This is a genomic window from Rhizobium sp. M10, assembly GCF_002531955.1.
GTDB lineage: Bacteria > Pseudomonadota > Alphaproteobacteria > Rhizobiales > Rhizobiaceae > Rhizobium > Rhizobium etli_C.
In genome coordinates this window covers 132,869-158,000 of record NZ_NWTA01000008.1, presented here as the reverse complement: position 1 = coordinate 158,000, position 25,132 = coordinate 132,869, and the positions used below count along the sequence as shown (strand labels likewise).

The following is a 25,132-nucleotide window of genomic DNA, read 5'->3' as shown; positions in this document are numbered from 1 at the left end:
TGATTTCGCCGGCACTTGCGCCTGGCTCGGGAATGAAAAAGGCCCGTCCCCTGAGGGACGGGCCAATCCGCTCCGGGAACCACAGAGCGGTGGGGAAGCTTGGCGGTCACGCCTTATTCATGTGTTCCGACAGCTTCGGGGACCGGCGCTTGTTGGAAACCGCCATCGCCAGTCCGGCCAGGATCAGGATCACGCCCGCGGCAAATGTCGGGCCAAGATGATCGCCGAAAAGAAACGATGCGGCGGCGATCCCGAAGACCGGCTGCAGATATTGGACGCTTGCGGCGACCCGCGCCGGCACCGCCCGCAGAATGTGAAGCCAGAGCAACAGGCCGGCGACCGTCACCAGCACGCCGAGATAGGCCGCCGTCCAGAGCACCTGCGCGGTGATCTGGAAAGGCAGGTGCGCCATCTCCCAGCCGGCCAGAGGCAGGATTGCGACAAGCCCGGCACATGCATTCCATGCGGCGACGGGCAGGGTGCCGTATTTGTCCGCGAGTTCCGCGCTCCAGATGTAATAGAAGGCAATGGCGACCGCCGAAATCAGCATCCAGACCACACCGGTCATCGTGGTTTTGGAGAGGTCGTCCACCCCTGAGCCGCTTCCCACGGCGACGAGCGCAATGCCGCCGAAGGCCGCCAGCAGGCCGACCCAATGCCGACCGGCCACGGACTGCCCCAGGCGGATCGCAGCGAAGATGACGATGAAGATCGGGATGGTTGCGGAAATGATGGTTCCGACCGACGCCGAGGTGCCTTGCACGCCGAATGACTGCGCGACGTTGCCGAGCGTGATACCCATGACACCAAGGGCGATGACGCTCGGAACGGCTTTCAACGGCACCCGAAGCTGACCCCGCGACAGGAGCAGCAAGAGGGGGACAGCCACGAGGAAACGCACCGCCGTGAACATCAATGGCGGGACTGTTGCAAGGCCGAGCTTGGTGATCGGAATCGACAGTCCCCACATGACGGCGAGCAGAAGCATGGCGCCGACGCTCTTCATGGCATGTGAAGACGCGGGAGCGGTCAGGACGGCGGGATCGGTCACATGGTGCGTCATGGGAACTTCGTCGAATGGGTTGGCCGATAAGTGCAGCTGCGTCACATCTTCATCCATGATATAGCAGCCGACAAACCATTTGTTGTCACAGGATGCGTGAGCATGGCTCACACATGAGTATCATGGCAGACCCTCAACTCCCGCCGCTGCAGACCCTTCGCGCCTTCGAGGCAACGGCGCGACGGCTGAGCATGACGCTGGCGGCGGAAGAACTGCATTTGACCCACGGAGCGGTTAGCCGCCAGGTAAAAGCGCTGGAGGATCATCTTGGGGTCCAGCTCTTTCGCCGGTTGACCCGGAAGATCGAGCTCACCGACGCCGGCGGTTCCTTCTTCAGCACCGTCACCCGGCTGCTGTCCGAGCTTGCGCGAGAGGCGGACGGCATTCGTCGCCGGAACGAAACCGATGCCCGCCTTGTCGTCAGCTCGGGCGTTTCCTTCGCAACCAAATGGCTCACGGCCCGTCTGCACAGGCTGATGGCGCGCTACCCGGATTTCGACGTCCAGCTCGAAGTCACGGACGCGCCCGTGGATTTCACGACAGGCAAGATCGATGTCGCGCTGCGCTATGGGGCCGGCCAATATCCGGCAGCGACGGCCGAGCGGATTATGAACGAGACGGTTTCACCGGTCTGTTCGCCGGCATATCGGGAGCGCATGGGCGGGCTTTCAGCGCCACGGGATCTCACCACCTGCCAACTCATCCACGAGATCGGCATGACGACGACCTGGGAGCGGTGGTTTGCGACAATGGATGTGCCATGCCCGAAGATGCGCGGGGCGGGTTTCAGTCACGGAAGCATGTCGATCGAGGCGGCGATCCGAGGCGAGGGGGTGGCGCTCGGCCGCAGCGTGCTGGTCGCCGAGGATCTGAGCGCCGGCCGACTTGTGGCGCTCTTTCCCCGAGCCAAAATGGACGTGGAATGGGGCTATGATCTTGTCTACCGCATGGGCAATCAGGATCACCCGAAGGTGCGGGCCTTGCGGAACTGGATCGCCGACGAGGTGCGGGAGTTCACCGCCGCCAATTTTTTGGATTGACCAGGTGTTGCCATGAAGCTGCCGGCGCTGTGCACAATGCCACGCTCGCTGCGAACGGGTGGGGTGGGCGCGTCCTGGTTCGGTTAATAAAAGGCCCGCCTCTACGGCAGGAACAGGACATTGTACTGATCGATGTCCCCCGGCAGATCCCGCACCTTCATCTCCTCCTCGCGGTCCTCGAAGAGGACGAGGCAATCCTCATAATAACCGGCAAGCATTGAGATGAAGGCTCTCGTGCCCTCAGGTCCATAGAACAGCGGCGTGAACTCCATGTGGAGCGGCACGCGGCGGGCAAGCAGCGGCTGCATCGAGCGGCAGGCGACCGGCTCGTAACCCTCGATATCCATCCAGACGAGGCCGATGGCGGCCGGGTCGATCGCCAGGTCGGCAAGGATTTCGGATACCGGCTTCACCGGCACGCTGATCTTCGTGTCGGTCGCACTTTGGCGGATGGCGCTGCTCTTGCCGTGATTGTTGCGATTGAGGAAAAAGTCGATCTCGCCTTGGCGCTCGCCGGCGGCGCAATTGACCAGCCGCACTTTCTCTTCCAGCCGGTTCTGGCGGATGTTGAGGGCAAGGAGCGGGAAATTGCGCGGGTCGGGCTCGATGCTGACGATCCTGATGTAAGTGCTGCTCAGGGCGAAATAGACGGTCTGGGTGCCGATATTGCCGCCGATCTCGAGCAGCGTCGCCTCCTTTCGAAGCAGGCCGCGCTCGCGCAGGATGACGATCAGCCGGTCGACGGCGTCGCGCTCGAAATGACCCTTCCGGAAGACCTTGCGGCCGATATAGTCGGCCGGCGAAAAGGTCATCAGATGATCGCCGGCATCGACCGTCATCGAGACGACGCGCGGGCCGATATTTTCGATCAGCAGCCGGCGGCCGAAGCGGGTGTCGAAAAAGCGCGAGGCGGCGGCATTGCGCGCCTTGCGCAGGCGGCGGCTCCAATATTTGGCGGTGAGCCAGGGCTTGCCGGGCATCAGTCTTTTCCTTCGAGCGGTTCTGCCGCTTTCTCTCTCGGAATGACATAGACTTTCAAGGGTAGCGCCCGGCCGCGCACGCTGATTTCACGGCTTTCGATGCCGGAAAGGTCGGCGCCGGCGAGCTTCGCCACCGGCTCGGAGATGACGATTGCCGCTTCGAACTCCTTGGCGGCACTTTCCAGCCGGCTTGCGACGTTCACGGTATCGCCGATCGCCGTCATGCTGCGCACCCGGCCGTAGCCCATCGTACCGACGACGGCCGGGCCGGTGTGGATGCCGATCGCGATGCGCAGCGGCAGCGCCAGCTCCTCGGCGAGTTCGGCGGCGAGTTTCTCGATCTCGCCGACGATCGCCGCAGCGGCGTTAAGCGCCTGGCGGCAGGCTTCCTCCGGCGCGGTGCCGAGGCCGAAGAGCGCCATGGCGCCGTCGCCGATGAACTTGTCGAGCCTCCCGCCCGCCTGCTCCACCGCCTTGCCGATGATGGCGAAATAGCGGTTCAGCAGGAAGACGACGTCGAAGGGCAGGCGCGTTTCCGTCAGCGTGGTGAAATGGCGGATATCGACGAAGAGCACGGCGATCTCACGTTCGCGCCCCGGGCTGGTCTCCTGGCTGTTGGCGGGAAGGGCGGTTTCGACCGCCGGCACCAGAAGCGGCGCGACCGCCACGTCGCGGTCCGGGCGCAGCTGGCAGGCGAGCCGAACGTCGGGGCCGGCATTGATGCGCTTGAGCGTCGTCTGTTCCATCTTGTCGGGCGCGGGCAGACTTTCATAGTCGCCGAGGATCTGCACGCGGCAGGTGGAGCATTGGCCCTTGCCGCCGCAGACGGAGTAATGCGGCAGGCCGCCGAGCCGGCTTGCTTCCAGCACCGTGAAGCCGCGCGGCACGCGGATCACCTCGCCGCCGGGATAATGCACCGCCACCTGGTCGAGGCGCTCCTTCAGCCGGCGCCGGGCGCGGGCGACGACGACGAGGAGCAGCGAGGCCGAGAAAGCGCCGTAGAGCCCGGCGCGGACCGTGGCGATCCGGGCGCGAACCTCGGGGTCGTGGAGATAGTGGGCGTTGAGGTTGACCTCGTAGGGATTGGTCGTCAGCTGATAGGAGGGATCGGCAAGGGTGCGGCCCATCTGGACGAAACCGAGGATCGAGAGCACCGGCACGAGGATCGCCAGCGCCAGCAGCAGCGGCGCGGCGCCCGCATACCACGGTCGGTAGCGCAGCCAGAAATGGAGGCCGATGCAGCCATGGAACCAGACGGCGATGACGCCCAGCACCTGGCGGGCGCCATTCGCCGGGTTCTTGATCCAGAGCTGCTCGACGACCGTCTCGTAGTCGTCGATATAGCCATAGAGTTCATGGGCGATGCGCGTGCCGATGACATGATCCATGAGAAGCAGCGGGATCAGCAGGCCGAGCACGATCTGCGCCGTTTCCCCTTTCGGCATGACCAGGCTGCGGCGCATGTAGATGGCGCGCAGCACCAGCCCCATATGGATCAGCACCGAGGCGTAAAACACTGCCGTGCCGGCGGGATTGCGCCAGATGGCGAGGAAAAGGTGGCGGGCCTTGTCGGCGGCGGCGAGCGAAACCAGCCCGAGCGCATGGTTCGACAAATGCAGCAGGACGAAAATGAAAATGACGAGGCCCGAACCAAGCCTCGCCCGTCTGATCGCGCGCTCCGAAAAAATCCCTGTGGCTGAGGCCGTCGTCATTCATTCCCGTTCTTGTCGATGGAACCGCAGGCTCTTAGAGATTGCGAAAAAGGCGGAATTGCTTCGAGCGCGATCACATTCCATATGCTTATGCGCAAGTTTTAGGGAATGGGACAATAGCGGAATTTTTCGCCCGGCCGCGAGTGCCGATTTGGAAACAGTCTGTCTTATGAGGGATGCCGCATGCGGGTGGCTTTCTACGCGCCGATGAAATCGCCGAACCATCCGGTGCCGTCGGGCGATCGGCTGATGGCGCGGCTGCTGATCCGGGCGCTGGAGCTTGCCGGGCACGCGGTTGAGGTCGTCTCCGAATTCCGCAGCTATGCCGCAACCCCGGAGGCGGCAGCCGCGCTCGAGCCCGCCATCCGCGCCGAAGATGAGCGGCTGCGGCTGAAATGGCAATCCGCGCCGCGCCCCGAGCTCTGGTTCTGCTACCACCCCTATTACAAATCGCCCGATCCCTTTGGGCCTGCGATCTCAGCCGAATTCGCCATTCCCTATGTCACCGCCGAGGCCTCCTATGCGGCAAAGCGCGACGGGACCGGCTGGGCGGCGCAGCAGAAGCGTGTGGGCGAGGCGGTCCTGCAGGCGGCGGTCAATATCTGCTTCACCGAGCGCGACCGGGCCGGACTTTCGGCCGCCTTTCCGGCGGCGCGGCTCGCCGGCCTGAAACCCTTCATCGATCCGGCGCTCTTCGAAGCGCTGTCGGCCACGCCGGATCCGCGCCGGCTGGTGACGGTGGCGATGATGCGGGCGGGCGACAAGATGGAGAGTTATGCGATGCTTGCAAAGGCATTGCGGCTGATCGAAGACAGGCCATGGAGCCTTTCCATCATCGGCGATGGGCCGATGCGGCATGAGGTACAGGCGCTGTTTGCCGATTTTTCCTCGCGCGTCGAATGGTTGGGCGCCCTGGGTGCTGCCGAGATTGCCGGATTGCTGGGGCGCGGCGGGCTCTATGTCTGGCCCGGTTGCGGTGAGGCTTACGGGCTTGCCTATCTGGAGGCGCAGGCGGCCGGCCTGCCTGTGGTCGCGCAGGCAACGGCAGGCGTGCCCGCCGTCGTCGAGGCTGGCGTCACCGGTCTTTTGACGCCGGATGGAGACGTTGCCGCTTATGCCGCGGCGGTGGCCGCCCTGCTCGACGACGGTGAAAAGCGTGAGGTGATGGGGCAGGCGGCACGGCGCTTCGTGCTCGATCGGCGTTCGCTTGCGACGGCTGCGCGCGCCTTGGACGGGATTTTGCGTGACAGCGTCGGAACAGGAGCAGGAGAATGAGCGAAGGCAAGAGCTGGGAGCCGCTGCGCCGCGAGCTTGACCGTTGGCAGGCCGCCGGCCGCGCGGCGCGGTTCTGGCTGCGCGATGACGATGCCGTCGAGCCGACGCCTGATCTGGAGACGCTGCTGGCGCTGACCGGCCGGTACGACATTCCGTTGACGCTCGCCGTCATTCCCGCTCTGACCGGCGAAGCATTGGCCGCGCGGCTGGCGGAGGAGGCGTCCGTCGCCGTTGCGGTGCATGGCTGGTCTCACACCAATCATGCCGGGCGTGAGCGCAAGAAGCAGGAACTCGGCAGCGAGCGGTCGGCGGACATCGTTCTCGCTGAATTGCGCGACGGGTTTCGGCTGCTGCAGCGGCTGCATCCCGCCCGCTTTGTGCCGATCCTGGTGCCACCGTGGAACCGGATCGACGCCGCCCTCATCCCTGCTTTGCCCGATCTCGGCTTTGCAGCGCTTTCGGTCTACGGGCGGGCAAAGCGGAACGGGCCGATGCCGCTTCTCAACACCCATGTCGACATTATCGACTGGCATGGCACACGTGGCGGCCGCAGCGAAGAGGAACTGGTTGCCGAACTGGTGGCCGAGCTCGGCGACCGGTTTGCCGGCAGCGACGAGCCGATCGGTGTTCTCACCCATCATCTCGTGCATGACGCCGCCGCCTGGGATTTCCTGTCGGCCCTATTCGAGCAGACGGGCCGACACCCCGCCGTCCGCTGGTCGCCGGCGCCTGCACTTCTGCGAGCGTAATCAGGCGGCGTGAACCCGTCCGAGAAAGTCCCGCATAAGGGCGGCGACCTCGTCGAGGTGGGTCTCGAGCAACCAGTGCCCGCCGCCGAGCAGATGCAGTTCGGCGTCCGGCAGATCGCGGAGATAGGCGCGTGCCGACTTTTCCGGCATGTAATGGTCGTTCGGCCCCCAGACGATCAGGGTCGGCGGCTGGAAGTCCCTGAGATATTTGCGGTGCTCGGGAAACCAGGCGCGGTTTTCCCTGAGGCCGGCGATCAGATCGATGGCGATTTGCTTGCGCTGTGGCGTCATCAATGACCAGTGCAGCGTCCAGAGGTCCGGCGGGATAGTCTCGGCAAGAGGCGGCGGCAGGTCGTTGAGGAATTCCTCCTTGAACGTCTTCTCGCTGATCGCTCCCGCCAGCGCCTTCCTCATCTCTGCGGGCGGCAGGCTCCACGTTGCCTCGATATCCGCATATTTCGGCCCGAGCGCATCCTCGTAGGGAATGTCGCCGTTCTGGATGATGAGCGCCACGACGCGCCGCGGCGCTCTGATCGCCAGCCGCGCACCGATCGGCGAGCCGAAATCATGCAGATAGAGGGCGAAGCGGCCGACATCGACCGCGCCGACGAAGGACTCCAGCCAGGCGGCGTAGCCATCGAAACTGTAGTCGAAATCATCAGGCGTGCCGCTGTAGCCTGCGCCCGGGAAATCCGGAGCGATCAGGCGCCAGCGATCGGCAAGGCGCGGCATCAGATTGCGAAACTCATAGGAGGAGCAGGGATAGCCGTGCGGCAGCAGCAGGACAGGCGCGTCCGGCGGACCGGCCTCGCGATAGAAAGTCTCGATGCCGGCAACGGTGATGCGGTGATGCCGGACGAGCGCGGCGACGGGAGGGTTTTCGGGGCGGCCGTTCACCTGCGATCTTCCTCGTGCTGCTCGGCGCCCTCGACCGGCCGCAGCCACGGTTCGCGGCGCTTGATCCAGAGTTCGTAACGCGGCACGAGCGGCGTCGGGGCTTCGGACAGGATGCCGAGCTTGATTTCCGCCTCTTCGTCATCGGCGGAAAACAGCCGCGAGCCGCAGCCGGTGCAAAAACGCCGGCCTTGGAACTCGCCGGTTTCTCCGGAATATTCGAACTGGGCGGCGGGCCAGATTCCATAGAAGGTGAAGGCCGAGCCGCTCTCCTTCCTGCAATCGGTGCAATGACAAATGCCGACGCGCAAGGGTTCGCCTCGAACAGAAAGCTGCACCTGCCCGCAAAGGCATTGTCCTGATAACACGGTCATGGCTGATCCCCGCTTCATCGATCTTGCGCTGCCGGGGAAACGGTCGGGCCCGGCTACTGTTCCGTCAGGAAAGCGCAGGCGCGCGGGCTGCGAAGGACCAAGGCGTCTTCACCTTGCCTTGCGCCGACAAAGGAGCGGTTCGGCAGCGGTCAGATCACCACGGTCTGATTGTCGCGGGCAGCGAAGGCGCCGGGGAAGGCGGCCTCGGCCTGCGCTTCCATCTGTGCCAGCTGCTCGTCCGTGCGGGAGGGAGCGTGGTGGAACAGGGCGAAGCGCTTGGCGCCGGCCATTTTCGCAAGTTCGGTGCCGTGTTGCCAGGTCGAATGGCCGAAGCCCTTGAAGCGCTGCATCTCGTCTTCATTGTAGGTGCAGTCGTAGACGACGAGATCGGCGTCGCGCATCATTTCCAGCGAGACCGGATCGTATGTGCCGGGGATATGCTCGATGTCGTAGATCAGAGCGATCGAACGGCCCTGCCACTCGATGCGGTAGCCGATGGCGCCGCCCGGATGGTTCAGCGTGAAGGTTCTGATCTCGATGCCCTCATGCGGGGTCAGAACCTGACCGGCATGGAAATCGCGGAAGTTCATCGTCGCCTGACAGATGTCGGTCTTGACGGGGAACCAGGGTGGGCTGATGAACTGCTCGACCATTTCCCGTGTGCTCATCTTGCCGTCGAGATGGCCCGACCAGATGTTGACGTTGATCGAGGGATAGTAGATCGCCTTGAAGAAGGGCAGGCCGATGATGTGGTCGTAATGGCAGTGGCTGAAGAAGAGATCGACGTCGCTGACGCCGTCGGCGAGCAACGACAGCCCGGCCTCGCGCAGGCCGGAACCCGCGTCGAAAAGCATCCGATGGTTTCCGCAGCGAATTTCGATGCAGGACGTGTTACCGCCGTAGCGGTCGAATTCGGGGCCCGATACGGGAATGCTGCCGCGGACGCCCCAAAATTTTATCTGAAACTGTTCTGTCGTCATCGTTTTTCAAACCGGCCTTCCCGCTTCGCCATCGTACTCATAGTTTATCCCGATGCGAAGCAGCAGAATTCCACGGGTTTGCCTGCGCCCCCTTTCACTCTCCTAACCGCTAGCGGAAGAAGAAGTATATTCTCCTAAGCAATCGGCTTTCGCGTCGGAAAGCAACCCAGTATGGTTGGTTTTCGGTAAATGGGCTGCTCGAGGCGGGCGTTTTCTGCAAGTCATGCCTATTAGATGGTTGCGCGCGATCGAAAAAACAATTGCCGCGCCGGGCGACAGAATGCTCGCCCTATGCTGACTGCTGCCGATGCCGCGTCACGCAGTTCCGAGCCTCTTGATATTTCCTATGAGTTCTCCGGCGAGCCGCAGCGAGGCGGCCGTTGCCATGGCCATTTGCGGCAGCAGCAGCCATTCGAGCGTCCAGGCGGCCCCCGAGCGTTCCTGTTCATGGACAAGGGATTGGTGGATGCCGGAGAGCGCCGTGGCGTTGAAGCGGGCCAGCGAGACCAGGACTTCGGCGGCGACGGGATTCTGCTTGTGGGCCATGGCCGAAGAAGTGCCACCGCCTGAAATTTCGATCTCGCGGCCCATCTGGGCGAGCAGGGCGATATCCTGGCCGATCTTGCCGAGGCTGCCCGAGATCGAGGCGAACAGGCCTGATATATCGGCGATCACAAGGCGCGTGCTCTGCCATTGGCCGATGTCGGTGAGGCCGAGCTCCTGGGCGAGCGAGGCGCGCACGGCTGCGGCCTGCGGCCCGAGCTTGTCGAGGGTACCGGCCGCGCCGCCGAACTGAACGGGGAAATTCTGCTCGGTCAGGCGGTCGCGATAGGTCGTTAGCGGCGCGCGCCAGGCAGCGAGACGGTCGGCGGCGGTGATCGGGATCGCCGCCTGCATGCGGGTATGGCCCATCAGACTATTGCCCCCGAACCGGCGCTCGAGCGCATCGAGGCCTGAGACGATGGCGGACAGCCGGCCGGCAAACAGGAAAACCACCGCTTTTAGCCGGATCATCAGGCTGGTGTCGATGACATCCTGGCTGGTGGCGCCGAGATGCAGGCTTTTGGCCGCTTCCTCGCCGACCGCGGCGCGCAGCTGCTTGATGAAATCGGGGACGACGACGCCATCGCGCGCCGTTGCCGCGCGAAGACTGGCGAGATCGGGGGAAAAGCCGGCGCAGGCTTCGGCGATCTGTCTTGCCGCTTCCGCGGGGATGACGGCGTGATCGGCTTCGGCCTTGGCGAGCGCGGCCTCGAAAGAGAGCATGCCGCGGAGATCGGCTTCAGCCGAGAAATAAGGGGCGATCTCATCGTCGCCGAGTAGGCCGGAGAGGAAGGGGTGGTCGAAGGGCGATGCGCTCATGGTCTGCTCTTTGTGGCTGCGGCCCCCTCATCCGGCTGCCGCCACCTTCTCCCCGAGGGGAGAAGGTGTGTGAGGCAGCGCAGGCGCCTATGGGCATGTCATCTCGTATGGCACATCCCCTCTCCCCTGGGGAGAGGGTAGGGTGAGGGGGCTTCGGGCAACGGGCTTTCCATCGAAGCCACCGGCCAGCCCCTCAAATATCCAAAAACACCGTTTCGTCAGGACCCTGCAAACGGATGTCGAAATAACACGTCGCACCGTCGCGGGTGGCGACCATCGTTGCGACGCGTTCGCGATGTTCGATGCGCGATAGCAGCGGGTCGGCGGCGTTGGCCTCAGCCTCCTCCGGGAAGTACATGCGCGTCTGCAGGCCGATGTTGATGCCGCGGGCGACGATCCAGACGGTGATGTGCGGGGCTTGTCTGCGGCCGTCCTTGAACGGGACGCGGCCGGGCTTGATGGTCTCGAAGCTGTAGACGCCGTCCTCGGCGCGGGTCGGGCAGCGGCCCCAGCCGGTGAAATTCGGGTCGGCGGCGCCGCGCATTTCCGAGGGGCTGTTGTAGAGGCCGGCGCTGTCGGCCTGCCAGATCTCGACGACGGCGTCGCGCACCAGGGCGCCGGCGCCGTCAAAGATGCGGCCGGTGACGGTGATGCGTTCGCCGAGCGTCTTGTTGTTGACCATCGCCACGCCGAGATCGCTGTCGTAGACGCCTGTTATGTCGCAGAAATTCGGTGTCAGGCCGATATGGACATAGGGACCGGCCGTCTGCGACGGGGTTTCCTTGAGATAGCCGAGCTGCTGCATCAATTGCCCTCCAGCCTGTTTTCGAACATCGTCGAGCGGCGGCCGCGCAGCACGATATCGAATTTATAAGCGCGTGAATCCATCGGAATGGTGTTGCCCCAGTCGAGCGGCGCGATCAACTGCTCGATCGCCGCCTTGTCCGGGATGGTGCCGACGATCGGACATTTCCAGATCATCGGATCGCCCTCGAAATACATCTGGGTGATCAGCCGCTGGGCAAAACCGTGGCCGAAGATCGAGAAATGGATATGGGCGGGACGCCAGTCGTTGACGCCGTTCGGCCAGGGATAGGCGCCGGGCCGCACCGTGCGGAAATGATAGCGGCCTTCCTCATCGGTGATGGCGCGGCCGCAGCCGCCGAAATTCGGGTCGATCGCCGCCAGATAGCTTTCCTTCTTGTGGCGATAGCGCCCGCCGGCATTGGCCTGCCAGAACTCGACCAGCGCGCCGGCAACCGGCTTTGCCCGCTCGTCGAGCACGCGGCCGTGGACGATGATGCGTTCGCCGATGGCGCTTTCGCCGGGCCGCGCATAATTCAGGATCAGGTCGTTGTCGAGCTCGCCGATCATCGAATGGCCGAAGACCGGACCTGTCGTCTCGGAGATCGTGCCGTCGAGCGACAGCAGGGCGCGCTGCGGCGCGCGCAGCACCGACGTCTTGTAGCCGGGCGTCAGCGCCGGCGCGTGCCAGGCGCGGTCGCGGGCGAAGAAGGCGCCGGTCTCCGGCTTGCGATTGACCAATTCGGACATGTTTCCCCCTCAGGCCGCCTTTTCGGCGTCCATTTGTGCAAAGGTCTGCTTGGCGATCTTGATCGCATGGTTGGCGGCGGGAACGCCGGCATAGATCGCCACATGCAGGAGCGCCTCGCAGATATCCTCGCGGGTGGCGCCGGTATTGGCGGTGGCGCGCACATGCATGGCGACCTCATCGTCCTGGCCGAGCGCCGCCAGCAGCGCGATGGTGACGATCGAGCGCTCGCGCTTGGTCAGGACAGGCCGCGACCAGACATGGCCCCAGGCCGCTTCGGTGATCAGCTCCTGAAAGGGGCGGTCGAACTCCGTGGCGGTCGCGGCGGCACGGTCGACATGGGCATCGCCGAGCACGGCGCGGCGGGTCGCCATGCCCTGCCGGTAGCGTTCGGAGGGTGTCTCGTTCATGGGCTGCTTTCTCCAGGCGAAATCGATGTGAGGAAGGCGCGGATGATCGCCGTCAGCGCTTCCGGCTGCTCGACGCAGGGGATATGGGCGCAGTCCGGGATGACCTCGTAACGGGCGCCCGGGATCAGCTTCGCGGTCGCAAGCACGAGATCGGGCGGCGTCGAGCCGTCCTGGTCGCCGACGATGCAGATCGTCGGCACTGCGATCCTCTTGGCCGCTTCGGTGAAATCTGCATCGCGGATCGCTTCGCAGGCGGCGATATAACCTTCGACCGGTTGGCGCGTCAGCATGTTGCAATAGCCTGAATAGGCCGTGTTTTCGGGCCGGCGGAAGGCAGGCGTGAACCAGCGCTCCATGATGGCGTCGACGATGCTGCCGATGCCGTTTTTCTCGACCGCGGCGATGCGGGCATTCCAGCTTTCCGCCGTGCCGATCTTGTGGGCGGTGTCGCTGAGGATCAGGGCGCCGACGAGATCCGGCCGGCGCTGATAGAGCGACTGGGCGATGAGGCCGCCGACGGAGAGGCCCAAGATGACGGCGTCCTTGACCGAGAGCAGATCGAGCAGGCCGGCGAGATCCGTCGCATGGTCCTCGATCGATGCGGGGAGCTGGCCGACATCGGAAAGGCCGTGGCCGCGCTTGTCGTAAAGCAGAATGGCGAAGTCGCCGGCAAGCCGCACCACGACATCGCGCCAGATGCGGAAATCCGTTCCGAGCGAATTGATGAAGACGATCACCGGCCGGTCGGCGGGAGCGCCGATGACCTGATAATGGATCGTTACGTCGTTTATGCGGGCGAATTGCACGTCACTCTCCTCAAATCAGCCGGGCAGCCCCTCATCCGGCTGCCGCCACCTTGCCTGGGTCGAGCCACGCGTCTCGACCCGTCTTCAGACCCCGCCAGCGGGGAGAAGGAGATATGCCGCACCGTCTCCCTCAACCTCGACGCTCCGTTTGGCACGTCCCCTCGCCCCGCCTGCGGGGAGAGGGCTAGGGTGAGGGGCGGCCATTGGCGCTTCCGTCATGCTCGGCCTTGAGCCGAGCATCCACGCGGCATCCACCAATAGCCGCGCCATGGATCCTCGGGTCAAGCCCGAGGATGACGGAGAGCGGGGTGGCTGCCCCTCACAAATTGCACGTCACTTCCTCATCAAGTCAGTTCACCTGGCAAGCGCATTCCGACATGGGCGACAACGTCGCGAATGGCTCCATCCGCCTACCCACCCTCCGTCATGCTCGGCCTTGAGCCGAGCATCCACACGGCACCCAGCGGGCATGGATCCTCGGGTCAAGCCCCGAGGATGACGGAAAGTGGGGTTGGCTTTCTCGACAAACCCGCCGTGGGGAACCAATCCAACGGCACCCACTCCTAATAATAAAACTGACCGGTTGATCCGGTTAAGTAAAATGATATTTTCTGGCTTTTCGATAACCCAGGAGTTATGGGAACAATGATCGATAGCCGCATCAAGTTTCGCCATCTGCAGACCTTTGTCGAGGTGGCGCGGCAAAAGAGCGTGATGAAGGCGGCCGAATTGCTGCATGTCAGCCAGCCGGCGGTGACAAAGACGATCCGTGAACTGGAGCAGGTGCTGGGCGTCGATGTCTTCGAGCGCGACGGCCGCGGTATCAAGATCACCCGCTACGGCGAGGTTTTCCTGCGGCATGCCGGGGCGGCGCTGACGGCGCTGCGCCAGGGTCTCGATTCCGTATCGCAGGAACAGTTCGCCGAAGCGCCGCCGATCCGCATCGGCGCCCTGCCGACGGTCTCGTCGCGCATCATGCCGCGGGCGATGGAGCTCTTTCTTCAGGAGAAGACGTGGAGCCGGGTGAAGATCGTCACCGGCGAGAACGCGGTGCTGTTGGAAGAGCTGCGCGTCGGCGACCTCGATCTGGTCGTCGGGCGCCTGGCCGGCGCCGAAAAGATGGCGGGCTTTTCCTTCGAGCACCTTTATTCCGAACAGGTGGTGTTTGCCGTGCGCGCCGGTCATCCGCTGCTTGACGGTCGGCAGTCGCTGTTTGCAGCCTTCGGGGACTATACGGTGCTGATGCCGACGCGCGGTTCGATCATCCGGCCGGTTGTCGAAAATTTCCTGATCGCCAACGGCGTCTCCAGCCTGCCGAACCAGATCGAGACGGTGTCGGATGCCTTCGGCCGCGCCTTCCTCAGGGCAAGCGATGCGATCTGGATCATTTCCAACGGCGTGGTGGCCGGCGATGTCGCCGATGGGCGGCTGGCGCTTCTGCCGGTCGATACCGGCGAGACCAAGGGGCCGGTCGGGCTGACGATGCGCACCGATGCCGTGCCGTCGGCGGCGCAATCGATCCTGATGCAGACGATCCGCGAGGCGGCGCGGGAGCTTTCCTGAGCTCAGCTCTTCAAATTTGCTTGCTGAATGCCCAGATTTGGACTAAATCTAGTTCAGGACAGGAGAGCATCATGCAGCAGGCACGACGCAGGGAGCAGGAGCCGGAACGGCTGGAAACGGAGCGGTTTGCGCCGGCAAACCGACGGCGGCTGAGCCCGCCGGCCTTGCGGACCTTTTTGGCGATTGCCGATCTCTGGGGCTTGAACGAAGAGCAGCGGCTGCTCGTGCTCGGCTATCCCTCCCGCTCGACCTATCACAGCTGGGCCAAACAGGCGCGCGAGCACGGGGCTTTCACGCTCGATGTCGATACGCTGACCCGGATCTCCGCCGTATTCGGCATTCATCAGGCGCTTGGCGTGCTGTTTTCCGACGAACACGCCGGCGTCGCCTGGCTGCGCACGCCGCACCAGGCGCCGGTGTTCGGCGGCCATCCGCCGCTCGATATCGTCACCAACGGAACCCAGGACGGGTTGATGACCGTGCGCCGGTTCCTCGATGGCGCTCGCGGAGGCCTCTACATGCCGCCGAACAGGCTCGACGAGGCCTTCACGCCGTACGAAGACGCGGACATCGTCTTCCGGTGAGCGAGCGTTTTGCCGAGGCGCCGCGGCCGTCCTACCGGCTGATCCCATCGCAATTTCCGCCGATCGGGCTATTCGACACGGTGACGCGGGCGGCCGATCTCGAGGCCGTGATGGAACTGGTCGGCTGGACCAATGATCGCCTTGTCGCCGACCGCATCCAGCGGCTTGCGAGGGATGAATGGGTTTACGGCAGTCCGAATGCCAGCATCGTGATGGCGGCGTTCCTGCATGTCGCGCCGGGCGGCATGCGTTTCAACGGCCCCGATCTCGGCGCCTGGTATGCCGCCGACAATCTGAAGACAGCCGCCGCCGAGGTCGGCCATCACCTCCGGCGCGAGACTGTCGCGCGCGGGGTGACGACGATGGCGCGCACCTATCGAAGCTACAAGGCCACTCTGATCGGCGACTATCTCGACATTCGCGGCGAGCAGACATTGCGGCCCGATGTCTACGACGGCGCGAGCTATGCGGCGTCGCAGGTGCTGGGCGAAGAGGTGCGTTCGAGCGGCGGCGCCGGCATTCTTTATAACAGTGTGCGGCTGAGAGGCGGGGTGAATATCGCCGCGCATCGGCCGCGCAACATTCGCGATGTGCTGCAGGCCGATCATTTCGAAATCACCGTTTTCGCGGCCGATCGGCGCATCGACGTCAGGAAGCTTGCAAGCCGACGACGGCAGCCGAAAGCCGGCGCTTAAACCGGCAACCGCTCGGCCCAAGCCTTGGCCGCCTGCGCCATCGCGGCGAGGTGATCGGCAGCCGAGAAGCCGGAGATTTTCTTGCGCGGCTTCAGGTCGTGGTCGCCGTCCTCGAGCCAGAGGATTTCGATCCGGTCGGAGAGATCGTAGCCCGGCACCTCGTCCCGCGTGCCGAATTCGTCGCGCGTGCCCTGACAGATCAGCGCGGGCGTCGCGAGCCCCTTGAGATGGCCGGTGCGCAGCTTGTCCGGCTGGCCGGGCGGATGGAAGGGATAACCGAGGCAGAGGAGGCCGGCGATCTTCCCCTTGTCGCGGAGATCGTCGGCGACCATGCTGGCGACCCGGCCGCCCATCGACTTGCCGCCGATGATGAGGGAGCCCTCTGCGCCGAGCGCGGCAATCGCCGCCTCATATTCGGGATTGAGCGTTTCGGCGCGCGGCGGCGGCTTGCGGATTCCGGTGCGGCGGGCAGCCATATAGGCGAATTCAAAACGGGCAACGCGGAAACCGACATCGGCAAGCGCTTCCGCCGCGGCCGTCATCGACGCCGAATCCATCGGCGCGCCGGCGCCATGCGCAAGCAGGATGGTGAAGCGGGCATCCTCGGGGCCTTGCAGCAGAAACCTGTCAAGCATCGGCAATCCTCCATCCGCCATCGGAACCATGTCGACGGCCGTGACTTGTTCCTGGAAAGGAGACAGACAATGTCAACGAACGACGAAAACGTAAAGCCGGAGCAGCGCCGTCCCAAGGACGTCGCCGCCGTCCCTGGGAAAGCTGAGCCCGCTGACTCAGGTTCGATGGCGCCGCCGGCCGTGCAGCCGGCCGGGGAGGGGGACAAAAGCGAACGGCCCGTGGCCAACCCCGTGACCGGCGTCGCCTTTTAGGGGATCACAGAACTATGATGCAGATCGGCCCTTGAAACCGCGACGCAAAGGGCGCATATACCAGCCCTGCCTGAAAAACGGATGCTCGGGGTATCGACGTCGTCGAACCCTTTGCTGTCCGACAGGATAAGGGCGCTCCCCGCAAGGGTCGAGCGCCCTTTTTGCTTTCGGACATCCTCGGGGCTTCGCTATCGAAGCTGGGCGATCTTGAGGAACTCCCACCAAAATCTATATAGCACTTCGGAATCCCGAAATTGGCTGCGGGACTGAAATCATTGCATATTTTTCCGCGCCGGCGGGGCAAAAAAGCCCGCGCATTTCGGAATCCCGAAGCGGGCGAATTTCGGGATTCCGAAGTGGGTTTTTTTCTTGCGGTGCTTTTTGCGCGGTGCTGTCGATTTTCGCATCCGCCGATCGTCATCTTAACGATGTGCTGCAGGTCAGCACGTTCTCAGGCAATTGTAGGAGATATGACCATGAACAATCAGAATCTCGTACCCGCCGCCGTGCTTGCGGCAAAGAACGGCGTCCATTTCCCCAACGAGAGCGAGGAATATCGCATCGCCCGCGATGCGCTGCTCGCCGAAGAGATCGAATTGCGCCGCCACATCGAGCGCGTGGCGAGACAGCGCCGGGCGCTGCCGCCGGGCGGCGCGGTGACGAAAGACTACCGCTTCGAAGGCAGCAATGGGCCGGTCTCATTCAGCGAGCTCTTCGCCGACAAGGACACGCTGGTCGTCTACAGTTACATGTACGGGCGTGAACGCGAGCGCCCGTGTCCGATGTGCACCTCGCTGCTGTCGGCCTGGGATGGCGAAGTGCCCGATATGCAGCAACGCGTGGCGCTTGCCGTCGTCGCCCGCTCGCCGATCGAAAGGCTGCTCGCTTTCAAGAAGGAGCGCGGTTGGCATCACCTGCCGCTCTATTCGGATATGACCGATGAATACAGCCGCGATTATCACGCGATCGGCAGGGATGGCAGCGATGGCGCCGCCTTCAACGTCTTCACGCGGCGCGACGGCACCATTCGTCATTTCTGGAGCGAGGAAATGGGCGAGGTGACGGCCGATCCCGGCGAAGATCCGCGCGGCGCGCCCGATCCGATGCCGCTCTGGACCGTGCTCGATGCCACGCCCGAAGGCCGGGCGCCGGACTGGTATCCGAAGCTGTCCTATTGAGGCTGCAGGCCGTCAGCCGATGGAGCGGTTTCTCGGTGCCTCGGCCCATTCGATGTTGGTGACCGTGACCTCCGGCAGCGGCGTCGGGTCGATATCGTAGATATAGCCGCTCAGCATGTCGGCGGCGCGTTCCGTCGCCTTGATCTTCGCTTCGGTTTCGGCCACCGCCTTGGCGATCGCCTCGATGCGGGCGCGGAACATGTGTGCGAGCACATCGCGGCCCGACTCTTTGGCGAGCCGCTCCAGATGCAGCCCGATTCGCGAGGCATGGCGTTCCAGTTCGCTCTTGCTGAACCGGGCTTTCCGCAGTTCCTCCGAGAGGCTGTCCTGCATGACGGCGACGGGATCGAAACTTCCCGGCGCGCGCTCGTCGAGCACTGCATCGGTGACGAGCTTCTCGATCATGACAAGCGCCTGCAATTCGGCGGCGTCGGCGAATTCGACGTCGTAGCCGGTATCGTCGTAAACCTTGCGGCGGACCGGATCGAGGAGCAGCGCATAGGCCTTCTGCAGATTGTCGAAGGCTTGCGAATCGCCGCCCGAATCCGGGTGGGCGACCTTCGCGAGCTTGCGATAGGCTGCCTTCAATTGCGCTTCGTCCGCATCGCGTTCAACGCCGAGAATATCGTATGGATCCGTCACGCCTGCTCCCCTGCTGCCCTGGTCTCGCGGGCAGTCTAGGTCTTCTTCTGCATCAGAAAGGCGAAGTTTAGACCGAAAGCACGAATGACGTCCATGGCCCGACATCGAAATAGCCGATGCGAACGCCTGGACCATTCCGTGATTATCAAATCTTTCCAAGCCGTTGCGATAGGATCAGGCTGTAGCGATCGAGACGAGATAACATTTGGCTTCACCGTCGATTTCAAGCACGCTTTCCCCAGCATTCTCGATCAGCAGCGCATCGCCGGCCGCGAGCGCGCCGGTCTCGGCGCCCTGCCGGAACGACAGGGTGCCGCGGTGGCAGAGCAGCAGGCATGTCGGCGACGTCAGCGGCACGGTCTTGCCGCCAGCGATTTCGATGCGGACGAGCCTATGGGCAATCCCGTCGCGGCGGGTCATGACGTTGAGATCGGTGATCGCGCCATCCTGGAGCCTGGCCGTGACCGGGATATCCGCCGAGAAGGCCAGCGGGTCGCTCGCCACCGTCAGCAGCACCGGTGTGCCGCCTTCGATGTCGAGCACCATGCCGTTGCCGTCGAGGATCGCCAGGGTGCGGTCGATGCCGGGAAAGATCGAGAACGGCCCGTCGGCTGCGACGGTCGCCATGCTGACGCGCCAGTCGAAACCGGCAAGGCCGGCCTCTTCGGGCGAAACGGCGATCTCCACCGTTTCGCCGCCGCCGTTTTTCCACGGCATGCGCTTATGATCGGCGGCGCGCAGGATCCGCACGAGACTCAGTTCCCCAGAATGCCGGGCAGGCGCAGGCCCTTGTCCCTGGCGCAGTCGAGGGCGATGTCGTAGCCGGCATCGGCGTGACGCATGACGCCGGTCGCCGGGTCGTTCCAGAGCACCCGCTCGAGGCGCTTGGCCGCATCATCCGTGCCATCGGCGCAGATGACGACGCCCGAATGCTGGGAAAAGCCCATGCCGACGCCGCCGCCGTGATGCAGCGATACCCAGGTGGCGCCCGACGCGGTGTTGAGCAGGGCGTTCAGCAGCGGCCAGTCGGAGACGGCGTCCGAGCCGTCCTTCATCGCCTCGGTTTCGCGGTTCGGCGAGGCGACCGAACCGGAGTCGAGATGATCGCGGCCGATGACGATCGGGGCCGAAAGCTCGCCATTCCTGACCATTTCATTGAAGGCCAGAGCCAGGCGGTGACGGTCGCCGAGGCCGACCCAGCAGATGCGCGCCGGCAGGCCCTGGAAGGCGATGCGCTCCCTGGCCATGTCGAGCCAGTTGTGCAGGTGCTTGTTGTCGGGCAGCAGTTCCTTCACCTTGGCGTCGGTCTTGTAGATATCCTCGGGATTGCCCGACAGGGCCGCCCAGCGGAAGGGACCGATGCCGCGGCAGAACAGCGGCCGGATATAGGCCGGCACGAAGCCCGGGAAGGCGAAGGCGTTTTCGAGGCCTTCGTCCTTGGCGACCTGGCGGATATTGTTGCCATAGTCGAGGGTCGGAATGCCGGCATCCCAGAAGGCGATCATCGCCTCGACATGCTCGCGCATCGAGGCGCGCGCCGCCTTTTCCACCGCCTTCGGATCGCTCTCGCGCTTGGCCTTCCATTCGGCCATCGTCCAGCCCTTCGGCAGGTAGCCGTTGATCGGGTCATGCGCCGAGGTCTGGTCGGTGACGATATCGGGGCGGATGCCGCGGCGGACCATTTCCGGCAGGATTTCGGCGGCATTGCCGAGCAGGCCGACGGATTTGGCTTCACCGGCCTTGGTCCAGCGGTCGATCATCTCGAGCGCTTCGTCGAGTGTCTCGGCCTTGGCGTCGAGATAGCGGGTGCGCAGGCGGAAATCGATCGAGTCCGGATTGCATTCGACGGCGAGGCAGCAGGCGCCGGCCATGACGGCGGCGAGCGGCTGGGCGCCGCCCATGCCGCCGAGACCGCCGGTCAGGATCCATTTGCCCTTGAGATTGCCGCCATAATGCTGGCGGCCGGCCTCGACGAAGGTCTCGTAGGTGCCCTGCACGATGCCCTGCGTGCCGATATAGATCCACGAGCCGGCCGTCATCTGGCCGTACATGGCAAGGCCCTTCTTATCCAGCTCGTTGAAATGATCCCAGGTCGCCCAGTGCGGCACCAGGTTGGAATTGGCGATCAGTACCCGCGGCGCATCCTTGTGGGTGCGGAAGACGCCGACCGGCTTGCCGGACTGCACCAGCAGCGTTTCTTCTTCCGTCAGCGTCTTCAGCGTCGCGACGATGCGGTCGAAATCCTCCCAGGTGCGGGCGGCGCGGCCGATGCCGCCATAGACGACGAGTTCGTTCGGATTTTCCGCGACATCGGGATCGAGATTGTTCATCAGCATGCGCAGCGGCGCTTCGGTCATCCAGCTCTTGGCATTGAGCTCATTGCCGCGGGGTGCGCGGATTTCGCGGATGTTATGGCGTGGATTGCTCATGGCGGTTCCCCTGTCGAGTGATCGTTATCGTTTCAGGCCCAGAGCATGATGCCGAAAAGTGTCAGCGGTTTTCGGACAGCATCATGCTCTAACTATTTAATTTAGAACAGGATTCAGATTTTCGGCCGAACCGGCCTAAAATCATCCTGTTCTAGTGCGATCTGCTCGATGCGCACCAGAATGTCTTTGAGATGGCCGCGAAGCCGGTCCGCTCTAGCGGTGTCGTAGGCAAAGGGCGGCGCTTCCGTCTGCAGATGGGTCGATTGCGCGAGCTCCATCTGGATCGCATGCACGCCGGTTTCCGGCCGGCCGTAATGGCGGGTCGTCCAGCCGCCCTTGAAGCGGCCGTTGAGCACGCTGTCATAGCCTTCGGCGGCCTCGACGACGGTGAGGGTCGCCTGCTCGATGGCGCCGTCGCAGGTCTTGCCCATATCGGTGCCGATATTGAAATCCGGCAGCTTGCCTTCGAAGAGGAAGGGAATGTGCGAGCGGATCGAGTGGCAATCATAGAGGATGGCGACACCATGCATTGCTCTGACGCGCTCGATCTCGGCGGCAAGAGCGGCGTGATAGGGCGCATGAAAATCTCTGAGCCGCGCGGCGATATCGGCCTCGTCAGGCGCCTGCCCATCCTTCCAGATCGGCTTGCCGTCGAAGTCCGTTTCCGGAACGAGGCCGGTGGTGTTCTGGCCGGGATAGAGGCTGACACCCTGGGGATCGCGGTTGGCGTCGATCACATAACGGTGGAAGGTGGCGCGCACCGTCGTCGCGTCGGACAGCAGGCCGTCATAGAGCCGGTGGATGTGCCAGTCGGTATCGGCGAGGATCCGGCCATTGTCGTTGAGGCGATCGGCGATGTCAGGCGGCACGTCGGTGCCGGTATGGGGGAAGGCGAGGATGACGGGGGAGGTGCCCTGACGGATTTCGTATGGTGTGGTCATGGCAAAAACCCCTCCCCAACCCCTCCCCACAAGGGGGAGGGGCTAGAACTAGCCGCGTGCTCTGCGTTCAAAATTGAATGCAACGGGAGCCGCGAGGTTAGCCCCTCCCCCTTGTGGGGAGGGGTTGGGGAGGGGACTTTCTTGTTCACTATCATTTCAACCCTCCAAGACCGGCAGAATGCCATTCGAAACGGTGGCGTTCAGCGCCCCCGTCGCGACCAGCTCAGCTGCGGCGGCGAGATCGCCCGCCATGTAACGGTCGCTCTCGAGGCTCGGCACCTGGCTGCGGATCGCGGCGATTGCCTTCAAAAGCTCCGGGCTCGTCGAAAGCGGCGCGCGCAGTTCGACGCCTTGGGCTGCGGTCAGCGCCTCGATGCCGATGATGCCGAACAGGTTCTCGGTCATGCCGAGCAGACGGCGGGCGCCGTGGCAGGCCATCGAGACATGGTCTTCCTGGTTGGCCGAAGTCGGCGTCGAATCGACCGAGGCCGGGTGCGACATCTGCTTGTTCTCAGACATCAGCGCCGCCGAGGTGACCTCGGCGATCATCAGGCCGGAATTCAGGCCCGGCTTCTTGGCGAGGAAGGCCGGCAGGCCGTAGGAGAGCACCGGGTCGACCAGCAGCGCGATGCGGCGCTGCGAGATCGCGCCGATCTCGCAGACGGCAAGGGCGATCTGGTCGGCGGCGAAGGCGACCGGTTCGGCGTGGAAGTTGCCACCTGACACAACCGAATTGTCCGACAGAACCAACGGATTGTCGGTCACCGCATTGGCCTCGATTTCCAGCGTGCGGGCGACCGAGCGCAAGAGATCGAGGCAGGCGCCGTCGACCTGCGGCTGGCAGCGGATGCAGTAAGGATCCTGCACACGCTCGTCGCCCTCGATATGGCTCTGGCGGATGACGGAGTTTTCGAGCAGGCCGCGCAGCGCGGCTGCGGTATCGATCTGGCCCTTATGGCCGCGCAACGTGTGAATATCCGGATGGAACGGCGCCGAAGAGCCCATGGCGGCATCGGTCGACATGGCGCCGGTGATCAGTGCCGATTGCGCGGCGCGATGGGCGCGGAAGAGGCCGGCGAGCGCCAGCGCCGTCGAGGTCTGCGTGCCGTTGATCAGCGCCAGGCCTTCCTTGGCGGCAAGCACGATAGGTTTCAGTCCGGCCCTTTCGAGCGCTGTGGCGCCGGGCAGGCGTTCGCCGGCGAAGAAGGCTTCGGCCTCGCCCATCATCACGGCCGCCATATGGGCGAGCGGCGCGAGATCACCGGAGGCGCCGACCGAGCCCTTTTCCGGGATCAGCGGAATGACGCCCTTATCCAGCATGGCTTCGATCAGCCGCACCAGTTCCAGCCGCACGCCGGAGGCGCCGCGGCCGAGCGAAACCAGCTTCAGCGCCATGATCAGCCGGACGATATTTTCCGGCAGCGGCGCGCCGATGCCGCAGCAATGCGACAGGATGAGATTGCGCTGCAGCGTGGCGACGTCGGCGCTGTCGATCTTGATCGAGGCGAGTTTGCCGAAGCCGGTATTGATGCCGTAAACCGGCGCATTGCCGGCGGCGATCTCGGCGATGCGGCCGGCGGCCTTGGCGATGCCGGCATCGAAGGCGGGATCGAGCCTTGCCGGCGCGCCGGTCCAATAGATGGTCTCGAGATCGCTGAGCGAGACGGAGCCCGGGTGGAGCGTGATGGTCATCGACCGTTCCTTTCGCCTTTGAAGACGCGTGTATGAAGCGGATTGAAGCCGATGCGGTAGACGAGCTCGGCGAGGCTTTCGACATTCCAGACTGCAAGATCGGCCGACTTGCCGGCTTCGAGCGTTCCCGTTTCCGTCAGCAGGCCGAGCGCGCGCGCGCCTTCACGGGTGGCGCCGGCGATGCACTCCTCGACGGTGAGGCCGAACAGCGTCGCCGACATGTTCATCGTCAGCAGCATCGAAGTGAGCGGCGAGGTGCCGGGATTGCAATCGGTGGCGATCGCGATCGGTACGCCGGCCCGGCGCAGCGCCTCCACCGGCGGTTTCTGCTTTTCGTGTATGGCGTAGAAGGCGCCGGGCAGCAGCACGGCGACGGTGCCGGCAGCGGCCATTGCGGCAACGCCGTCCTCGTCGAGATATTCGAGGTGATCGGCCGAAAGCGCGCCATAGGCGGCCGCCAGCTTGGCGCCGCCGAGATTGGAGAGCTGTTCGGCATGCAGCTTGACCGGCAGGCCGAGTGTCTTGGCCTTGTCGAACACGCGGGCGATCTCGGCTGTCGAAAAGGCGATGCCCTCGCAGAAGCCGTCGACGGCATCGGCAAGGCCGAGATTGTACATGTCGTCGAGGCCGGGCAGCACGACATCGTCGAGATAGTCGCCGTTGCGGCCCTTATATTCCACCGGCGTCGCATGGGCGCCGAGATAGCTGGTGGCGACGCGCACCGGCCTGACATGGCCGAGCAGGCGGGCGCTCTGCAGCATCTTCACTTCGCCGCTCCGGTTGAGGCCATAGCCGGATTTGATCTCGATCGTCGTCACGCCTTCGGCAAGCAGCGTATCGAGCCGCGGCAGCGCCGTGGCGACAAGTTCTTCGACCGACAGCGCATTGGTCGCCTGAACCGAGGAGACGATGCCGCCGCTGGCCCGCGCGATCTCCTCATAGGTCGCGCCTTCAAGCCGCATCTCGAACTCGCGGGCGCGATTGCCGCCGTGAACGATATGGGTGTGGCAGTCGACGAGGCCGGGTGTCATCCAGCGGCCTTCGAGATCGACGATTTCGGAGCGCTCGATGGCTGATGCCGGCAGTTCGCTTTCGGCGCCGGCAAAGGCGATGCGGCCATTTTCGGTGAGCACGGCACCCTTTTCGACGATGCCGAGCCCCGGACTATCAGGCGCGAGCGTCGCCAGCCGTGCGTTGCGCCACAGCACCGGCCTGACGTCAGCGGATGGGGTTCCTTCAGAAAAATTGTTCCCAGTCATCAGCTTTGCGCCTTTCCTTATGCCGAAACATGTATATACATAATAAGCAGGTGACAAGAGAAATT

At 64.1% G+C, this 25,132-nt stretch carries 26 protein-coding genes; 8 read left to right on the top strand and 18 right to left on the bottom strand.

Annotated features, from left to right (window positions below; genetic code table 11):
• Window positions 1–106 precede the first annotated feature (106 nt).
• The gene (locus tag CO671_RS15470; protein WP_097606749.1) at window positions 107–988 is read right to left on the bottom strand and encodes a DMT family transporter; all 882 of its coding nucleotides are present in this window, start codon (window positions 986–988) and stop codon (window positions 107–109) included.
• A gap of 197 nt (window positions 989–1,185) precedes the next feature.
• Here CO671_RS15470 and gcvA point away from each other — a divergent pair, with 197 nt between their 5' ends.
• Window positions 1,186–2,103 carry a transcriptional regulator GcvA gene (gcvA, locus tag CO671_RS15465; RefSeq protein ID WP_097606748.1) on the top strand — a complete coding sequence of 306 codons (918 nt, stop codon included), beginning with the start codon at window positions 1,186–1,188 and terminating at the stop codon, window positions 2,101–2,103.
• A 101-nt stretch (window positions 2,104–2,204) separates the two neighbouring features.
• Here the strand turns inward: gcvA and CO671_RS15460 are convergent, their stop codons facing one another.
• Both CO671_RS15460 and CO671_RS15455 read right to left on the bottom strand, forming a co-directional pair.
• A complete protein-coding gene (locus tag CO671_RS15460; protein ID WP_097606647.1) occupies window positions 2,205–3,083 on the bottom strand; it encodes an FkbM family methyltransferase in 879 nt (292 codons plus the stop codon).
• Complete coding sequence (locus CO671_RS15455; protein ID WP_097606646.1) at window positions 3,083–4,795, bottom strand: adenylate/guanylate cyclase domain-containing protein; 1,713 nt, start codon at window positions 4,793–4,795, stop codon at window positions 3,083–3,085. Before CO671_RS15455 ends, CO671_RS15460 begins: the two co-directional genes overlap by 1 nt.
• 183 nt (window positions 4,796–4,978) lie before the next feature.
• Between CO671_RS15455 and CO671_RS15450 the strand changes: the two genes are divergently transcribed.
• Window positions 4,979–6,070 carry a glycosyltransferase family 4 protein gene (locus tag CO671_RS15450; protein WP_097606645.1) on the top strand — a complete coding sequence of 364 codons (1,092 nt, stop codon included), beginning with the start codon at window positions 4,979–4,981 and terminating at the stop codon, window positions 6,068–6,070.
• Window positions 6,067–6,819, top strand: a complete 753-nt coding sequence (locus CO671_RS15445; RefSeq protein WP_097606644.1) for a polysaccharide deacetylase family protein — start codon at window positions 6,067–6,069, stop codon at window positions 6,817–6,819. Before CO671_RS15450 ends, CO671_RS15445 begins: the two co-directional genes overlap by 4 nt.
• Here the strand turns inward: CO671_RS15445 and CO671_RS15440 are convergent, their stop codons facing one another.
• The 8 genes from CO671_RS15440 to pcaD all read right to left on the bottom strand — a co-directional run bounded on the left by CO671_RS15440 (window position 6,820) and on the right by pcaD (window position 13,197).
• Window positions 6,820–7,716, bottom strand: coding sequence for an alpha/beta hydrolase (locus CO671_RS15440; RefSeq protein WP_097606643.1), 897 nt, complete (start codon window positions 7,714–7,716; stop codon window positions 6,820–6,822).
• Window positions 7,713–8,087: a GFA family protein gene (locus tag CO671_RS15435; RefSeq protein WP_097606642.1), complete on the bottom strand. Its 375-nt coding sequence runs from the start codon at window positions 8,085–8,087 to the stop codon at window positions 7,713–7,715. Before CO671_RS15435 ends, CO671_RS15440 begins: the two co-directional genes overlap by 4 nt.
• Before the next feature lie 149 nt (window positions 8,088–8,236).
• Window positions 8,237–9,067, bottom strand: a complete 831-nt coding sequence (locus CO671_RS15430) for an MBL fold metallo-hydrolase (protein WP_097606641.1) — start codon at window positions 9,065–9,067, stop codon at window positions 8,237–8,239.
• 315 nt (window positions 9,068–9,382) lie between these two features.
• Window positions 9,383–10,429, bottom strand: a complete 1,047-nt coding sequence (locus CO671_RS15425) for a 3-carboxy-cis,cis-muconate cycloisomerase (protein ID WP_097606640.1) — start codon at window positions 10,427–10,429, stop codon at window positions 9,383–9,385.
• A gap of 193 nt (window positions 10,430–10,622) precedes the next feature.
• Window positions 10,623–11,234, bottom strand: coding sequence for a protocatechuate 3,4-dioxygenase subunit alpha (gene pcaG / locus CO671_RS15420; protein ID WP_097606639.1), 612 nt, complete (start codon window positions 11,232–11,234; stop codon window positions 10,623–10,625).
• Window positions 11,234–11,983 carry a protocatechuate 3,4-dioxygenase subunit beta gene (gene pcaH, locus CO671_RS15415; RefSeq protein WP_016736534.1) on the bottom strand — a complete coding sequence of 250 codons (750 nt, stop codon included), beginning with the start codon at window positions 11,981–11,983 and terminating at the stop codon, window positions 11,234–11,236. Before pcaH ends, pcaG begins: the two co-directional genes overlap by 1 nt.
• A 9-nt stretch (window positions 11,984–11,992) precedes the next feature.
• Window positions 11,993–12,391: a 4-carboxymuconolactone decarboxylase gene (gene pcaC / locus CO671_RS15410; protein WP_016736535.1), complete on the bottom strand. Its 399-nt coding sequence runs from the start codon at window positions 12,389–12,391 to the stop codon at window positions 11,993–11,995.
• Window positions 12,388–13,197 (bottom strand): 3-oxoadipate enol-lactonase, encoded by an 810-nt coding sequence (pcaD, locus tag CO671_RS15405; protein WP_097606638.1) that lies wholly within the window; start codon window positions 13,195–13,197, stop codon window positions 12,388–12,390. Before pcaD ends, pcaC begins: the two co-directional genes overlap by 4 nt.
• A gap of 645 nt (window positions 13,198–13,842) precedes the next feature.
• Between pcaD and pcaQ the strand changes: the two genes are divergently transcribed.
• The 3 genes from pcaQ (at window position 13,843) to CO671_RS15390 (ending at window position 16,039) form a co-directional block, all read left to right on the top strand.
• Window positions 13,843–14,760, top strand: coding sequence for a pca operon transcription factor PcaQ (pcaQ, locus tag CO671_RS15400; protein ID WP_097606637.1), 918 nt, complete (start codon window positions 13,843–13,845; stop codon window positions 14,758–14,760).
• Between the two features lie 71 nt (window positions 14,761–14,831).
• A complete protein-coding gene (locus CO671_RS15395) occupies window positions 14,832–15,344 on the top strand; it encodes an MbcA/ParS/Xre antitoxin family protein (protein WP_010028981.1) in 513 nt (170 codons plus the stop codon).
• Window positions 15,341–16,039 (top strand): RES family NAD+ phosphorylase, encoded by a 699-nt coding sequence (locus CO671_RS15390; protein ID WP_097606636.1) that lies wholly within the window; start codon window positions 15,341–15,343, stop codon window positions 16,037–16,039. The genes CO671_RS15395 and CO671_RS15390 overlap by 4 nt, the downstream gene beginning before the upstream one ends.
• Here CO671_RS15390 and CO671_RS15385 read toward each other — a convergent pair.
• Window positions 16,036–16,674: an alpha/beta family hydrolase gene (locus tag CO671_RS15385; RefSeq protein WP_097606635.1), complete on the bottom strand. Its 639-nt coding sequence runs from the start codon at window positions 16,672–16,674 to the stop codon at window positions 16,036–16,038. The two genes, CO671_RS15390 and CO671_RS15385, sit on opposite strands and share 4 nt — an antisense overlap.
• 69 nt (window positions 16,675–16,743) lie before the next feature.
• Between CO671_RS15385 and CO671_RS15380 the strand changes: the two genes are divergently transcribed.
• Both CO671_RS15380 and CO671_RS15375 read left to right on the top strand, forming a co-directional pair.
• Window positions 16,744–16,926 (top strand): hypothetical protein, encoded by a 183-nt coding sequence (locus tag CO671_RS15380; protein ID WP_010028543.1) that lies wholly within the window; start codon window positions 16,744–16,746, stop codon window positions 16,924–16,926.
• Window positions 16,927–17,402: 476 nt separating this feature from the next.
• Window positions 17,403–18,104, top strand: a complete 702-nt coding sequence (locus CO671_RS15375) for a DUF899 family protein (protein WP_097606634.1) — start codon at window positions 17,403–17,405, stop codon at window positions 18,102–18,104.
• Between the two features lie 12 nt (window positions 18,105–18,116).
• Here the strand turns inward: CO671_RS15375 and CO671_RS15370 are convergent, their stop codons facing one another.
• The 6 genes from CO671_RS15370 to hutI all read right to left on the bottom strand — a co-directional run bounded on the left by CO671_RS15370 (window position 18,117) and on the right by hutI (window position 25,067).
• Window positions 18,117–18,746, bottom strand: a complete 630-nt coding sequence (locus tag CO671_RS15370) for a J domain-containing protein (protein WP_097606633.1) — start codon at window positions 18,744–18,746, stop codon at window positions 18,117–18,119.
• 174 nt (window positions 18,747–18,920) lie between these two features.
• On the bottom strand, window positions 18,921–19,496 hold the full coding sequence (locus tag CO671_RS15365; RefSeq protein ID WP_010030116.1) for a HutD family protein: 576 nt from the start codon (window positions 19,494–19,496) through the stop codon (window positions 18,921–18,923).
• Between the two features lie 5 nt (window positions 19,497–19,501).
• A complete protein-coding gene (gene hutU / locus CO671_RS15360; RefSeq protein WP_097606632.1) occupies window positions 19,502–21,175 on the bottom strand; it encodes a urocanate hydratase in 1,674 nt (557 codons plus the stop codon).
• A gap of 113 nt (window positions 21,176–21,288) precedes the next feature.
• Window positions 21,289–22,116 (bottom strand): N-formylglutamate deformylase, encoded by an 828-nt coding sequence (gene hutG, locus CO671_RS15355; RefSeq protein ID WP_097606631.1) that lies wholly within the window; start codon window positions 22,114–22,116, stop codon window positions 21,289–21,291.
• Between the two features lie 156 nt (window positions 22,117–22,272).
• On the bottom strand, window positions 22,273–23,808 hold the full coding sequence (gene hutH, locus CO671_RS15350; protein ID WP_097606630.1) for a histidine ammonia-lyase: 1,536 nt from the start codon (window positions 23,806–23,808) through the stop codon (window positions 22,273–22,275).
• Window positions 23,805–25,067, bottom strand: coding sequence for an imidazolonepropionase (hutI, locus tag CO671_RS15345; protein ID WP_097606629.1), 1,263 nt, complete (start codon window positions 25,065–25,067; stop codon window positions 23,805–23,807). The genes hutH and hutI overlap by 4 nt, the downstream gene beginning before the upstream one ends.
• Between the last annotated feature and the right edge of the window lie 65 nt (window positions 25,068–25,132).